The sequence below is a fragment of the Moorena bouillonii PNG genome (assembly GCF_001942495.1).
Classification (GTDB): Bacteria; Cyanobacteriota; Cyanobacteriia; order Cyanobacteriales; family Coleofasciculaceae; genus Moorena; species Moorena bouillonii.
In genome coordinates, this window is sequence record NZ_MKZS01000001.1 from 6,729,640 (window position 1) to 6,742,905 (window position 13,266).

Genomic DNA, 13,266 nt, shown 5'->3' on the forward strand with positions numbered 1-13,266 from the left:
ACCTAATTGCGCTATATAAAACAAGAGTGTTCGGCAGCTTGCAAAACCTTTTGGATGTCAATACCAATGATTAATTTCTAATCCTTTTAACCGATATAGCGCTACGCGCAAGTCAGAAGTTAAAAGTCAGAAGTCAAAAGTAAGGTACGACTAGGTTTCGGAGTTTAGAAATGTCAAACATCTTAATGCGTAGTGCTATATATAGCGTTTATTATAGCAAGGAAGTACACAGTATTTTTTACCTCTTGCATTTTCCCTGCTCCCTGCTCCCTGCTCCCTGCTCCCTAAAACCCAGAACGAAAGTACATCATGAGTTTTATTATTGCTATAAACTATGATAGTTACTCAATCGTCTTACCAATAAAAAAGTTAACTACTAGTTACTTAAATATCTAACACTATTATTTGTAAATAAATGTAAATATATTTAATTAAGCATTGCATTTTTTCTAGAATTTATCTATACTATAGAAGGTAAACACCGATACTAATAACCGCGCTGAGCATGCCAGTTAATCATCACCAGCGCGGCTTTCCTCCCAACCAAGTAGGAGTTACTTCTATGATGCAAAAAAAAATCACGATCATCAATCCCGGCTTTTAAGCAAGTCACCTGATCTCCCTTGGGAATACTGAATTCTGACCTCAAAGATTGTAAGCATTCAGCTTATGGGCTATGGGCACGCTACTTGAGCGGCCATTGGGTGCATCTCCTCAAAGCTGACAGGAAAGCCCACCGGACTGTTTACTGCATTGATTAAACACAACTTGGAGTTCTTCGTAATCTAAATTAATCATGACTCTTCTGATTGCTGAATAAGAAGAAACACGAGCATGCATGAATTTGAAGTCTACTAATTAATTCGGGCTCGGTGGCGTTCCACAAATCTACCCAATTGTCGATAACCCCAATAACCACTGATCATCCCCATAATGATAATTAGAAGCACTAGCCATAGAGGATGACGAAGACCATGAGGATCAAGGGTGATCAAGTATTTGCAAGAGAAACGTCGATTAAGCTTTTCTCCAGGATTTGGGTATATTATGGGAATTATGCCATTTTTTCGGGCTATTGCTTCACTATAAACCTTTTTCCTCTATAAGCGATGCAGAGGTGCGACCCGTGGCGAATTTAATTCGCCTACGGAAAGCGCACCTCAGCGGTCTTGGGGGTTCCCCCCATGAGCGACTGCATCAAGAATGGAACAGCCCTGCCACTGGCGAGGGGATTGGCCAAAATACCGCCGGAAATCTCGACTAAACTGAGATGGGCTAGAGTAACCCACTTGATATGCGGCCTCAGCAACTGTAGAGCCACTCACAATAAGCCTGGATGCATCATTGAGGCGATGAAGCTTAATAAACTGAATAGGGGAATAAGTCGTGATTTCCTTGAACTTGCGGTGAAACGCTGCGCGGCTCATGCCTGCTTCCTTGGCCAATTCGTCAATCGAGATAGCTTCATGAAGATTGGCTCTGAGGAAGGTCAAGGCCCGCGATATTTTCTGCATTCCTCCACCAAATGCTTGGTAAACCGAGCACCCAGCCTCGCCTCGAAGAACGGCAAACATCAGTTCTTTAAGCCTACCGTTGCCGAGTATATTGAGGGCAACAGGATCATCTAGCAATTCCAGGATGCCCTGAAGTGCCTTCGTAAATTCGTTATCCCATTTGGCCACAGTTAGCCCAGGTACTATTTCGGTACTGGAGGTGCTGGAACTGTCTATAGCTGCCATGTCAATAACAGTTTCAAACATTGTAGGAGTCTCAATGCCCAACCAAAGACCAAGTAGGGGTTTTTCCGGTGATGCCTCGATCACTTCTGCCTCTACAGGAAGAGGCAGCGTACAGCACAAGTATTGGTTCTTATCATAGATTTGCGTTGTGCCGTTCAAATATGCTCGTTTCCTACCCTGGACAATGGCGCAAATGCCAGGTTCGTATACCCCTGGCAATCGTTCCACAAGGTGACTCGTTCGAAACAGTTGTAATCCCTCAATAGGGGTATCGTTTACGCCCTCGGAACTTGCGTGACGATTAATAAGATGGACAATCTTACACATATTCATGAATCTAGGATGACTTATTTTGACTATATTGATCCTTCTCTGAGATAAATAGGCAAAAAAATGAGAGGAATAGGCTTGTTTTAGAAGATTCCAAGGGATTAATCTGCAAGTAGACGCAGAGCGCTTGGGGCACATTCTAAGGTCATAAATGCTCTGTGGAGAAGTCCTGAAAATCGTGCTGAAGACTCTGCTAACCAAACTATGTAGATAGGAATAAAACATGTTTAATCTGATCCTTAATCCCGGAAAAAACGAGATTTCCTTTAAAAGCCAGGGATATACTCTAGCTGCTAATCTATATGTTCCTAGAGAGTTTGATCCCTCTAACAGCTATCCAGCTGTTATCTATTCGCCTCCCTTCAATCAGGTCAAGGAACAGAGTGGTGCGATCTATTGCCACAAGCTGGCCGAGAGGGGCTATGTTGCTTTAGCCTTCGACCACGTTGGCTATGGTGACAGTGAAGGTGAAATTCGCAACTATGAGAACGCCAACATTAAGATGGAAAGCATCCGCGATGGGATTAGTTTTCTGGGCACCTTACCCTTTGTTAATCGAGATCGCCTTTTTGGCCTTGGCATGTGCGCCAGTGGTGGCTATATGGCCCTGGTGGCAACTACGGATAAAAGGCTCAAAGCCATCGCAACCGTCTCTGGCATGATGAGTAATCAAACAAGTTATTTCAAAACGATGGACCGTGAAACTGTTTGCGCTGCCATCGCAACAGCAAATGCGGGACGGCAAAAGTTTTATGAAACGGGTAAAGTCGAATACATGGATGGCCTTGGTATGGAAAGTTTGGATCTCGACTCCCTCGACAAAAAATCAGCTCAGTATGAAGGCTATGAGTTCTACATGACCAAACGGGCTGGAGCTGAAACCTATCCTAACTACTCTCACAAGTCGCCAACTTTTCTGCTGGAAACACCAATGCTAGCTGATGCTCAGTCCTATGCACCTTATCTTTACACACCCTACATCGGTATCTACGGTGAGAAGGCATTACAGGATACTGGCTCATTGACAGTAAAATTTTATGAGGCTGCAAGCGAACCGAAAGAGCTGGTTGAGATTTCAGGTGCAAGTCATGTATCGCTCTATGACATCAATGCAGATGTAGATCGTGCTATCACAGCAATAGATACATTCTTCCAAAAACATTAAAAGCTAATTTTGCCTTGAAATTAATACTGATACCAAATCCTGTTGAGATAGGTACCTTATTATCAATTAAGACTTATGTAGATCAGTCTTTTCTCAATAAGAAAGGGTTCTCTGTAAGCCGGATTTGGTATGACATGGCTGAGGGGGTGACATGAGCCATGAAAAGCTTGCTGTATAAGGCTTTGAGGCCAATTAACTAAGGAAAGATACAGTCCCAAATTAACTCTCGATTCATTGTCTTGATGCAGCCGTTCATGGGGGAAACCACCATGAGCGGCTGCATCAAGAAGCGCTGTAGTCTTTTTCTTTTACTTTCAAACTTTATTCCAAGAGGTAAAGCATTGGCTAACTTTTCAATGGCTAACTCTTTTGATTGATTGTAGCATAATAACTACAATATTTACTAAAATAGAATTACGATCCTTTAGTTTAAATTTTAGATGCTTTTGATATAATAAGGGTAACATTTTCAGCAAAAATCCGTATGGGGGCTAGGGCGTGTTTTCAAAGTTTTCCGCAAGATTATGATCCCCCCCAGCCCCCCTTAAAAAAGGGGGGAGCCATACTCAAAGTCCCCCTTTTTTAAGGGAGATTTAGGGGTATCTCCGAGTTTGAAAACACGCCCTAGTGACGAATGGATTACGCTATCAGTTTGTTTATCTGCAGCAGGAAACTTCCCCAACTTATCAGCTGATGCCATTACTGAACTTGATGGAATCTGAAAGTTCTATTAAATTGCTACAGGTTCTTAAAGCTATCTGTAAACTCTAAAATATGATATCCTAATGTGATATTATCAGCAGGGAAGCTTGTCCTAGTCATTCTTGTTTCCCGGTCCCAAGGAAAAGTAGATACACCCTGCATTTAGTTAATCTCTCCAATTCTACGATTACAGAAACTGAAGCCTCAAAATCCTGAGTATCCTTTATCAAGACCAATCATTGTTTGTGACGACGATGGAATCACAATCAAATTTTATTATTTCCCCATTGGTGTAAGCATTCAGCTATTGGTAATATCCAAGACAAAAGCCGCTTTATTGATATCAACTTTTTAGGTTTTAGACAATGCGGCGTGTCCCAGCTAGACCTACAGCGAATAAGCCTAATCCCAGTAGAGTGGAGGGTTCCGGTACACTAACTGGTTTGGGGTCAGAGGGGCGGATAACTTTTATAGGGGATATTGCTGTTAGTTTACTACTGCCTTCACGATTAGACCCTACACTTTGCAGACGCACTCCAAACTTTTGCTCCTCAAACATATCGAGCGTTAAGGCTTCTGTAGCGTGAGATAGGGTAAAGCTAGTGGATTGAATATCATCAGTTCCGATACCATTGGTGCCAATCTTTAAACCAAAATCGAATGAGCCAGGGTTGCTAGGACCACCACCGTTCAGATTGACACCATTGCCAAGATTGCTAGTATTGGTTACCAAACTCCCGGTTACATCATTGCCACTAACACTCAAATCATTTGAGTTCAAATTGAAAGTGTCGTTAATATCGAAGAATACCCCAGTGATGTCGGCCAAGGTATCAGTCACTTCAAAGTTAAACTTAACATCATTGCCAACTTCCTCTAAAGTAATGTTGACTGTAGCGGGATCACCGGTAAACGGAGAAATATCGAAGTCAAGAACAGCCGCTTCGGCAGAGATGGCGTTCAATGTAGAAGCAGCGATTGTTACAGTAGCAGCTGCCATTAAAGAGGGCTTGATGTTCATGAGTGGTAATCCTTAACTGTTCTTAATTATCAGGATTACAGGCTGATGTTTGCATTCAGGTTAGTTCAATGTATCCGTAGTTGATGAGTTACTGTATCACTTCCGCAGATAGCCTAGGTCTAATCCCATAATGACGATAATTCCAATAATCCCGCAAAATTTTGTTGTGGTCAAAGCAGAGATTAGATGGCACTTCCCAAGGGTGAAAAATGCCCAGATTTTTAGCATCATCAGCGGCTTTGGGTTCACCAGTTGCTGTAGCTAAAAAGACAATACTAATGGTATGCTTACGGGCATCACGATTAGGGTCAGAATACACCTGGAATTGCTCAATTAGTTCAACCTGTAAGCTGATTTCTTCCTTAGCTTCCCGCACCGCTGCTGTTTCTACGGACTCGCCGTAATCTACAAAGCCACCGGGAATTGCCCAGCCTAAAGGGGGATTCTGCCGTTCTATCAAAATAATCGGTCGATGGGGTCGGTCGATTAGTTCAATAATGATATCAACAGTGGGAGCAGGATTACGGTATTGAGTAGAAGTCATGGGTTAGATAAAATATGCTTGAGTATTTATCATATAGCAAAGGGAGTAGGGAGTAGGGAGTAGGGAGTAGGGAAATTCCGATCAAAAATTCTCACAATATTAATTGTGAGAAATGCGATGTGTCCGATTAGCCTGACCCAAAAACTAGAGACTAGACGGAATTTTCTCTCTCGCCTGAGTTAAAATATTCTTTTATTCAGCATCACCACGATAGACTCAACTTGCCGACGATGCTTTACTGTTAAAGCTTTACAGTCAAAGCTTTATCGTCAAATTTCAAATTTTTAGTTACCAGAGGCAGTTGACTTCGGTGCTGTAACTATCCCACTGAGGGGAAGGTGCTATGTTTACGCTCATCAATGCTTTATTTGCTTTGATAATGATCGGGATTCTACTCCTGATCGGCAGGTTTCTTAAACAGAAAGTTCGGCTGTTTCAATCCCTTTATCTACCAGAATCGGTTATTGCTGGGGGAGTAGCATTGTTACTCGGCCCAGCAGTATTGGGTGCGATCGCATCTACCCTATCAGGTACAGATTCATTACTGGCTGGGGGTCTGTTTCCAAAAACCATGGGAACAGTTTGGTCTCAGTCTCCTGGTGTCTTTATCAATGTTGTCTTCGCCGCCTTATTTTTAGGTGAAGCGATCCCCAGTCCCATAAAAATTTGGCGCAAAGCGGCACCTCAGGTCGCATTCGGTCAAACCCTGGCCTGGGGACAATATGTGATTGGACTGCTGCTAGTTCTGTTAGTGTTGAGTCCGATATTCGGTGTCGATCCCATCGCAGGTGCATTAATCGAAATTGCCTTTGAAGGCGGTCACGGCACCGCTGCTGGCATGACCGATACCTTTAGAAAATTGGGTTTTAACGACGGTGGTGACTTGGCTCTAGGCTTGGCTACAGTCGGTATTCTCTCAGGGGTGATCGCAGGTACCTGGCTAGCAAGCTGGGGCAGGCGCAAGGGCTACATCCAGGCCAGCCCTGCGACCAGCGACCTACAACAGTTTCGGGATAAAATTCAAAATACAATTCAACAGACAATTCAAGGAGAACCTACTGAAGTTAGGTTAGCCAGAGCGAGATTAATGGATGGTTTACTGATCGATCCCCTGTCATTGAACCTTGCTTTTGTAGGAGTTGCGATCGCAATCGGCTGGCTAATCCTGGCAGTGCTCAAGTTCATTGAGTCAGTGACTTGGGGAGCCGGTGGCTTTCAAGTAATTGAGTATGTGCCTCTGTTTCCCATGGCACTAATTGGTGGTTTGATTGTCCAAGTAGTAACGGTGCGTCTAGGACTGGGGTCACTAATTATTCGACCCTTGCAGGAGCGCATCTCTGGGGTAGCGTTAGATGTGGTAATTGTGACCGCATTAGCGTCGATTTCCCTAAGAGTGCTGGGAAACAACCTCCTGCCATTTTTAATTCTTGCGATCGCTGGCATCATCTGGAACATCTGGGCATTTCTGTTCCTGGCACCCCGTATACTCCCCAGATACTGGTTTGAGCGTGGCATCGGGGACATGGGACAATCCATGGGAGTGACAGCAACTGGTATCTTGTTGATCCGGATGGTAGACCCAGATAACCATACCGGTGCTTTTGAGAGTTTCGCCTACAAACAGTTGTTCTTTGAACCGATAGTAGGTGGTGGCTTGTTTACTGCTGCTGCACCAGCACTGATTGTGCAATTTGGCCCATCGGTAGTGTTACTGCTAACCACAGGATTACTAGCGTTCTGGTTAATGTTTGGTCTGTGGAACTTTAAGCGGATGAGAAAGACATTCAGGCAAGCTAATCTTTAAAGGGTTAGTCCGTGATCCGGCAAGGGAAGCGTGCTTCTCTTGCGCAACGCTGGGGGAGATTTGGGCTCTACTATGGTTGGTGTAAACTAAGCTGGTGAAATTTTGTAAGCAGCTATGACCCAGTCGATCCCAAGGATTGCCCTCCGAGAGTTTCTCACTCAACCCAATATTGAGGCTTCTCCGGCATGGGAATTAATTGATGGGCGAGCAGTCCAAAAACCAATGCCAACCCTCTTTCACTCGCGCCTACAACGCAATCTGGTGAATTACATCAATGATCGTACCAATGGATTTGAAGCGGTACAGGAGCTACGCTGCATCATACCTCCCTACTCGCCAGTACCAGATATTGCTATCGTTGCCTGGGATCATCTTCCTGATCAAGACGGACCCCTTGATGGAGCACCCGATTGGCTGATTGAAATTCGTTCCCCTGACCAAAGCACTTTAAACTTGCAAAACAAGATTCTTCATTGCCTCAGCAATGGAACACAATTAGCCTGGTTAATCGATTTTGCTCGTCAGCAGATTTGGGTCTGGCAGGGAGATGACCTACCCATAGTCTGTTCAGGAGAAGACATTCTGCCAAGCTTAGGCATTCTACCCGAACTTACGGTCAACGGGGTAATGGCTATGACTCGGCGATCATAGATCGTTGCCCCTTGCTTAATTTTCTGCTATTTGTTGCCCGAGAGTGATGATGTTGGGTATTGAGGTTCCTTGCATTAAATGAAACACTGCTTGTATACTTTATTCGTCTACAAATCCCTATCTTAGTAGTCATAGATACCAACATTAATTTGATGAAAGAGATTTTTCCAGGAGAAGTTTTTGCAGACACTGCCAACTTCGATAGTGGCATTCGCCAGTTAATGCCTCGCTATGAGGAAATTCTGGATGTTTTAGCCCGTTGTACTCCTCCTTCTGCCCAGCGAATTCTGGATCTCGGTTGCGGTACTGGCGAGACCAGTTTGAAAATCCTTGATCGCTGTCGGAATGCTGAAGTAATTGCGGTAGATTATTCCCCCCGAATGCTAGCTTTTGCCCGTGCAAAAATTGAGGAGGCTGGATATAGCAATAGATGGAAAGCGTACGAGGGAGATTTTGGTGACTGGGCGAATCATAACTTATCATTACCAGAACAATTTGATGTCTGTATTTCCTCTTTTGCCATCCATCATCTTAGCGATGAGATGAAGCTGAAGTTATTTCAGCGAATTCGGAAAAGTCTCAACCCAGGGGGCGTGTTTTGGAATGCTGACCTGGTTTTGCCAGAATCACCAGCCCTCAAGCAAGTTTACCAGGAAAGGCAAGAGGATTGGGCGCAAAGTCAGAGAACGACCCTAGCAGCAGTTCGCGCTAAGTTCGGAACGAGTATCTCTGAGGGTTATTCTGGTCCTGATCGCTTTAGCACCACTTATGCCCATTTGCAAATGCTGACAACTGCTGGATTTGCCTCGGTGGCGGTGCCTTGGAAGTATTATGGTATGGCAGTATTTGGAGGGATAGTGGCAAAAACAAAGGAACCTAGGCAGTAGAATCAAGTATCTGGGTCAAATTATTGTGATCTTTCCGCTTACCTGACAACAACCAATCATTAATAAGCAACCATTTATGCAAGATTTGTCACAAGACGGAAACTGGTTCAAGCTAGTAGCAGATATCAGAACGTCACAACAAAACAAGACCTGGTTTAATTCAGTAGCAGATGCCTACAACAAAACCAGACCAACCTATCCTCAAACGATAGTTGATCGGGCTGTAGAGTTAGCCCAATTCCCAGATGATGCCACAATTTTGGAAATAGGATGTGGACCTGGAACTGTAACTAAAGCCTTTGGGCAATTAGGCTTTAGAATGGTCTGTATAGAACCAAGTCAGTCTGCTTGTAAGCTAGCGCGACAAAATTGTGCCCAGTATCCCAATGTAGAGATTAAGAATACTACTTTTGAGGAGTGGGAGCTAGAGTCCCAGAGATTCGATGCGGTTATAGCAGCAACGGCTTTTCATTGGGTTGCCCCTGGAAGTGGGTATGCCAAAGTTAATGCTGCTTTAAAACAGAATGGTGTACTCATTATACTGTGGAATACCAGACCCCATCCTCAGCCTGAACTTTACCAAATGTTGGATGAGGTCTATCAGATCCATGCTCCATCTCTGAGACGATATGCTGAAGATACAAAAACTCAGTTAGAAAAGCTGAACGAATTTGTAGAGAAGGTGATAGACTCCGGTTATTTTTATGACTGTAAATCGGAATATGTACTCTGCGAACCTACCTATAGCATCGATGATTATCTGGCCTTGTTGAGTACTTACTCAACCTACATTAACCTAGAGTCGCAGCAGAAGAATTCTTTATTTACTGGTTTGAGGGAAACCCTAGAGAAGAACTGCGGCAATAGGATCCAACTTTCATATGTGTCAGCTTTTTGGATTGTCCAAAAAGGGTGAGCTGAAAACTTTCTATCTAAGGATGGCTAGTTGTGGTTTATCCTGGGTCAATCAAAACCTTTGAAGACATATCAGAGGGACTACACCCAGAAGTACCTGAACCGCTCCAGCAAATGATCTGGGTTAGCCTGCGCCTCAAAAAGTGGACTGCTGGAAGTGGAAGTGAACTACAGTAATAATATTACAGAAAAAGGACGGGAGTAGGACACGCCCTGGATCTATGGGCGAGGGTCAGGCAACGTCTACAGGGCAGCGCGAACTTACGGTCTACGGGGTAATGGCTATGACTCGCCGATCATAGATCGTTGCCCCTTGCTTAATTTTATGCTATTTTTCTCCAGAGATCGATGATGTTGGGTTTCGTTACCTTAACCCAATCTTGTCGATTGGGCAAAACAAATATCTTTAACAATTGAACTGATAGATTGCCCATTTTTGCCCACCTCAAGTTACGGCTAGTAGCGAGGGATTGCCTACGGCACCAGTGTGATCGCAAAAAGCTGGCAACCATCACATAATCTGTGGGAGCATGGCATCTGTGCAAATAGCTCCGATGTTTCCATGCCAAAGAATAACTCTGAAGTAAAAGACCAAGCACGAAGAATCTTGGACGCAATAGCCTTCACTCCCTTTGACCAATGCCAACTCTTGAACCGTGATTTTAGCCACATCCCTGCTCGTCCTGGCATCTATGCCATCAGGCATAAAACTGATGGACTGCTTTACATTGGTAAGACCAAGAGCTTGCGAGGTCGCTTCAGTGGTGGACACAAAGCTTTTTTGTGGGCATGGCTCGACAAATATAGCGACGAAGATGTTCGTATTGCTATGCAGACAATTTCCTACTGGCAAAACCCTGCGCTACTATTGGAGCTAGAAGCTATCATCTTGAGGGCTACCGAACCTCCCTATAATGTCAAAATCCCAATGGAGCAGTAAACTTATGCAGGTAGAACTTTTGGGGCGAATCTCCTCCACTGATGCAAAGGTCATCTTGGAACGCCTGCCCGAACATATTCAGGCTGCTCTCGTTGAGCGTGCTGCTGAAATTGAGTATCCAATTGAAGCAGTTATTGAGATGGCAATTGCCAGCTTTCTCGATACCGAAGCATTAAGTTTTGTAGACTGTAAACCGGGGCGTGGACAATAAGTCCAGCCAGTTATCATCGGTTGCAGCTAGGCAAGGCTAGGGCTGAGGTCTTATACCAAATCCGGTTACTATAGGACACATATCTTATTGATAAAATTTTGATATATATGGATTCTAATTGACTTGTTTGTGGTCTGGCTAAACCAGATTTGGTATTACTCGTCAAAACCACCGACACTTGAGAATCAGACAACATATAGGCTAAACGTTCTTGAGGATAGCCCAGATCAAAGGGAATGTAAGCTCCCCCAGCCTTTGTAGACTTTTTCAGCAAACGCTAGCTACACAAAATTTAAGTTTTTCAGCTAATACCTGAACGTGAGGTTCACCATCAGGACGGATCCCTTGATGGATCACCCGATTGGCTGATTGAAATTCGTTCCCCTGACCAAAGTACTTTAAACTTGCAAAATAAGATTCTGCATTGCCTCAGTAATGGAACACAATTAGCCTGGTTAATCGATTTCGCTCGTCAGCAGATTTGGGTCTGGCAGGGAGATGACTTACCCATAATCTGTTCAGGAGCAGAGATTCTGCCAAGTTTAGGCATTCTACCCGAACTTACGGTCAACGGGGTAATGGCTATGACTCGCCGATCATAGCTCGTTGCCCCTTGCTTGATTTTATGCTATTTGTTGCCAGATATCAGGGAATAAAATATAGGTTGGGTTGAGCTTGGTGAAATCCAATCAATCAAGATAATGCGTTCGCGTAGCGGCTCCAAAGGAACATCGCACTTTTAAGATGATTTTGGTAAATTGTGGGTAGCATTTTTATTTATATCATGTCGGCATAATTACCCTTAATAAAAATCTCCCCATCTCCCGATATCCCCATCTTCCCACACTTCCCACACTTCCCACCCTCCCCTTAATTATGGGTATTCAACCAGACTTGATATTAGAGGCCTTTTTGTCACTCCCCCCGGAATAACTGGCGATAATGTTCTAAACACTGCTCATGTGAATCAAACAGGATTTGATCATGAATGTAATCTCGAATAGGAATATTAGTATTTGGCCCTTTAAAAACACCTATAGAAATACGTTCCTCATCTGGTATGCGAACTCGATGCATACTTGAGTTTATCTTTCCACCTAGCATTTTTTATAAGGTTTCAGACAGAAATAGCACCCCATACCCTGGTTGGGGATTAACGTCATGCCATTGATCATCCCAAAACACTTCTAATCCTGGCTTGTCCATCAAAATTACAGTCATCAAATCATAGTCTTTATGAGCTTTCATTCCACTATTGCTTTTCTTATTTGTATTTACCTTAGCAGGATAATAGGCAATTGAAAATGATGAAGAGAGTTCACTATCACTCACAACCTCATCGAAATAGTCTTCAATACCAAAGTTACTAAATATCTATTTTTACAGAACTATAATAATACGCTATTCACAATAGTTTGAGATTTTTAAAACTGAATTGCGACACTATTTAAAGGGTCCAATTGGATTATTCAACCTAAATACAAACTGTTGAAGCGAATGTCTTATGTCAAGGTAACGGTCGATATAACCTTCAAATTTACCATGGGCTAACCATTTTTGTTTTTGGATTTCGTCCTGATTTAAACAAGCTAAAGCCTCTTTTTTGATAATTTTAAAATGTTCAAAAAAAAATTTTTCGGGCATTCTGACATAGCAGCAACCTAGATTACCAAGGGTCTTTATTTCTTCTCGGGTCACTCTATCTACAGCATTGATGGTTGGTAGTTCCATGATTCAGAAAACAAAAAAAATAACTCAACTCAGGTAATTATACCAGGATTCTGGGAAGTTTATCTAAGTCGCGATCGCCCAATACAGTATAATACGAATTGAGCCGCCGAAGAGACCAGTATATAGTGAACTTACAAGAGCGAATAGAATCTCTAGAAGCGAGAATATATAGTCCTTCAGACTTTCCTCTTGCCCAGTTGAGTCAACCCGAACTCGACAGTTTACTCACATTAATTAACTATAGGAATCTAGAATCAATCTACCCCTTGTCGCCGATGCAAGAAGGGATGCTGTTTGAGAGTCTCTATGCTCCTGAATCGGCGTTGCTGAATATGAAAATGGTTTAACCAGAAAGGGGGATTTTATGATCTCTTAAATAAGAGCTGATTCGTAAAGTAAATCTTAATAAGTCTGAAAGCCTTGCTATGATTGTCTTTTGGTTATTAAATAGTTCAAATGTTCTATTTGATCGCAAGCCTTATCCTACAAGGATTACAGCGAGTTTACGAATCAGCTCTAATAAATAATAAGCCTAATTGATAACTCCAACATTTCTTCAGATTTAGAGTAACAAAGAGTTCGTCGATGTAGTCTGGCTAAATAATGTCTCAATCTTGTATTTTTAT

The 13,266-nt window shown here is 43.1% G+C and carries 14 protein-coding genes and 3 pseudogenes; 10 read left to right on the forward strand and 7 right to left on the reverse strand.

Annotation, left to right across the window (positions count from 1 at the left end; all coding sequences use genetic code 11):
• Positions 1-1,160 precede the first annotated feature (1,160 nt).
• The gene (locus BJP37_RS27315) at positions 1,161-2,072 is read right to left on the reverse strand and encodes an AraC family transcriptional regulator (RefSeq protein ID WP_075903572.1); all 912 of its coding nucleotides are present in this window, start codon (positions 2,070-2,072) and stop codon (positions 1,161-1,163) included.
• A 220-nt stretch (positions 2,073-2,292) separates the two neighbouring features.
• On the opposite strand from BJP37_RS27315, the gene BJP37_RS27320 reads away from it, so the two are divergent.
• Both BJP37_RS27320 and BJP37_RS42890 read left to right on the forward strand, forming a co-directional pair.
• A complete protein-coding gene (locus BJP37_RS27320) occupies positions 2,293-3,234 on the forward strand; it encodes an alpha/beta hydrolase (protein WP_075903574.1) in 942 nt (313 codons plus the stop codon).
• A 624-nt stretch (positions 3,235-3,858) separates the two neighbouring features.
• Positions 3,859-4,005, forward strand: a pseudogene (locus tag BJP37_RS42890) (restriction endonuclease subunit R); the annotation flags it as partial.
• A gap of 289 nt (positions 4,006-4,294) precedes the next feature.
• On the opposite strand, the gene BJP37_RS27330 reads toward BJP37_RS42890, so the two are convergent.
• Both BJP37_RS27330 and BJP37_RS27335 read right to left on the reverse strand, forming a co-directional pair.
• Positions 4,295-4,957: a PEP-CTERM sorting domain-containing protein gene (locus BJP37_RS27330; protein ID WP_075903576.1), complete on the reverse strand. Its 663-nt coding sequence runs from the start codon at positions 4,955-4,957 to the stop codon at positions 4,295-4,297.
• Positions 4,958-5,045: 88 nt separating this feature from the next.
• Positions 5,046-5,501, reverse strand: a complete 456-nt coding sequence (locus BJP37_RS27335; RefSeq protein ID WP_075903578.1) for an NUDIX domain-containing protein — start codon at positions 5,499-5,501, stop codon at positions 5,046-5,048.
• Positions 5,502-5,844: 343 nt separating this feature from the next.
• On the opposite strand from BJP37_RS27335, the gene BJP37_RS27340 reads away from it, so the two are divergent.
• From BJP37_RS27340 to BJP37_RS27355, 4 genes are all read left to right on the forward strand, one after another.
• Positions 5,845-7,305 (forward strand): sodium/glutamate symporter, encoded by a 1,461-nt coding sequence (locus BJP37_RS27340; protein ID WP_075903580.1) that lies wholly within the window; start codon positions 5,845-5,847, stop codon positions 7,303-7,305.
• Between the two features lie 114 nt (positions 7,306-7,419).
• A complete protein-coding gene (locus BJP37_RS27345; protein ID WP_075903582.1) occupies positions 7,420-7,956 on the forward strand; it encodes a Uma2 family endonuclease in 537 nt (178 codons plus the stop codon).
• Between the two features lie 152 nt (positions 7,957-8,108).
• Positions 8,109-8,843: a class I SAM-dependent methyltransferase gene (locus BJP37_RS27350; protein WP_075903584.1), complete on the forward strand. Its 735-nt coding sequence runs from the start codon at positions 8,109-8,111 to the stop codon at positions 8,841-8,843.
• A 76-nt stretch (positions 8,844-8,919) separates the two neighbouring features.
• Positions 8,920-9,759, forward strand: a complete 840-nt coding sequence (locus tag BJP37_RS27355) for a class I SAM-dependent methyltransferase (RefSeq protein WP_075903586.1) — start codon at positions 8,920-8,922, stop codon at positions 9,757-9,759.
• A gap of 322 nt (positions 9,760-10,081) precedes the next feature.
• On the opposite strand, the gene BJP37_RS37555 is transcribed toward BJP37_RS27355, so the two are convergent.
• The gene (locus BJP37_RS37555; protein WP_143727826.1) at positions 10,082-10,327 is read right to left on the reverse strand and encodes a hypothetical protein; all 246 of its coding nucleotides are present in this window, start codon (positions 10,325-10,327) and stop codon (positions 10,082-10,084) included.
• On the opposite strand from BJP37_RS37555, the gene BJP37_RS27360 reads away from it, so the two are divergent.
• The 3 genes and pseudogenes from BJP37_RS27360 to BJP37_RS27375 all read left to right on the forward strand — a co-directional run.
• Positions 10,321-10,698 (forward strand): GIY-YIG nuclease family protein, encoded by a 378-nt coding sequence (locus BJP37_RS27360; RefSeq protein WP_075903588.1) that lies wholly within the window; start codon positions 10,321-10,323, stop codon positions 10,696-10,698. The two genes, BJP37_RS37555 and BJP37_RS27360, sit on opposite strands and share 7 nt — an antisense overlap.
• Positions 10,699-10,702: 4 nt before the next feature.
• On the forward strand, positions 10,703-10,909 hold the full coding sequence (locus tag BJP37_RS27365) for a hypothetical protein (RefSeq protein WP_071106566.1): 207 nt from the start codon (positions 10,703-10,705) through the stop codon (positions 10,907-10,909).
• Between the two features lie 305 nt (positions 10,910-11,214).
• A pseudogene (locus BJP37_RS27375) lies at positions 11,215-11,511 on the forward strand (Uma2 family endonuclease); the annotation flags it as partial.
• A gap of 505 nt (positions 11,512-12,016) precedes the next feature.
• On the opposite strand, the gene BJP37_RS43995 reads toward BJP37_RS27375, so the two are convergent.
• Positions 12,017-12,241 (reverse strand): 2OG-Fe(II) oxygenase family protein, encoded by a 225-nt coding sequence (locus tag BJP37_RS43995; RefSeq protein WP_075903594.1) that lies wholly within the window; start codon positions 12,239-12,241, stop codon positions 12,017-12,019.
• Positions 12,242-12,352: 111 nt separating this feature from the next.
• Complete coding sequence (locus BJP37_RS27385) at positions 12,353-12,640, reverse strand: hypothetical protein (RefSeq protein ID WP_075903596.1); 288 nt, start codon at positions 12,638-12,640, stop codon at positions 12,353-12,355.
• A 125-nt stretch (positions 12,641-12,765) separates the two neighbouring features.
• Between BJP37_RS27385 and BJP37_RS27390 the strand changes: the two genes are divergently transcribed.
• Positions 12,766-12,987 carry a hypothetical protein gene (locus BJP37_RS27390; RefSeq protein WP_075903598.1) on the forward strand — a complete coding sequence of 74 codons (222 nt, stop codon included), beginning with the start codon at positions 12,766-12,768 and terminating at the stop codon, positions 12,985-12,987.
• Positions 12,988-13,156: 169 nt separating this feature from the next.
• Here the strand turns inward: BJP37_RS27390 and BJP37_RS37560 are convergent.
• A pseudogene (locus tag BJP37_RS37560) lies at positions 13,157-13,264 on the reverse strand (IS1 family transposase); the annotation flags it as partial.
• Between the last annotated feature and the right edge of the window lie 2 nt (positions 13,265-13,266).

Bases quoted from the DNA above. Each gene is read 5' to 3' on its own strand.
- BJP37_RS27315 (WP_075903572.1), bottom strand. From the start codon at position 2,072: ATGAATATGTGTAAGATTGTCCATCTTATTAATCGTCACGCAAGTTCC.
- BJP37_RS27320 (WP_075903574.1), top strand. From the start codon at position 2,293: ATGTTTAATCTGATCCTTAATCCCGGAAAAAACGAGATTTCCTTTAAA.
- BJP37_RS27330 (WP_075903576.1), bottom strand. From the start codon at position 4,957: ATGAACATCAAGCCCTCTTTAATGGCAGCTGCTACTGTAACAATCGCT.
- BJP37_RS27335 (WP_075903578.1), bottom strand. From the start codon at position 5,501: ATGACTTCTACTCAATACCGTAATCCTGCTCCCACTGTTGATATCATT.
- BJP37_RS27340 (WP_075903580.1), top strand. From the start codon at position 5,845: ATGTTTACGCTCATCAATGCTTTATTTGCTTTGATAATGATCGGGATT.
- BJP37_RS27345 (WP_075903582.1), top strand. From the start codon at position 7,420: ATGACCCAGTCGATCCCAAGGATTGCCCTCCGAGAGTTTCTCACTCAA.
- BJP37_RS27350 (WP_075903584.1), top strand. From the start codon at position 8,109: ATGAAAGAGATTTTTCCAGGAGAAGTTTTTGCAGACACTGCCAACTTC.
- BJP37_RS27355 (WP_075903586.1), top strand. From the start codon at position 8,920: ATGCAAGATTTGTCACAAGACGGAAACTGGTTCAAGCTAGTAGCAGAT.
- BJP37_RS27360 (WP_075903588.1), top strand. From the start codon at position 10,321: ATGCCAAAGAATAACTCTGAAGTAAAAGACCAAGCACGAAGAATCTTG.
- BJP37_RS27365 (WP_071106566.1), top strand. From the start codon at position 10,703: ATGCAGGTAGAACTTTTGGGGCGAATCTCCTCCACTGATGCAAAGGTC.
- BJP37_RS27385 (WP_075903596.1), bottom strand. From the start codon at position 12,640: ATGGAACTACCAACCATCAATGCTGTAGATAGAGTGACCCGAGAAGAA.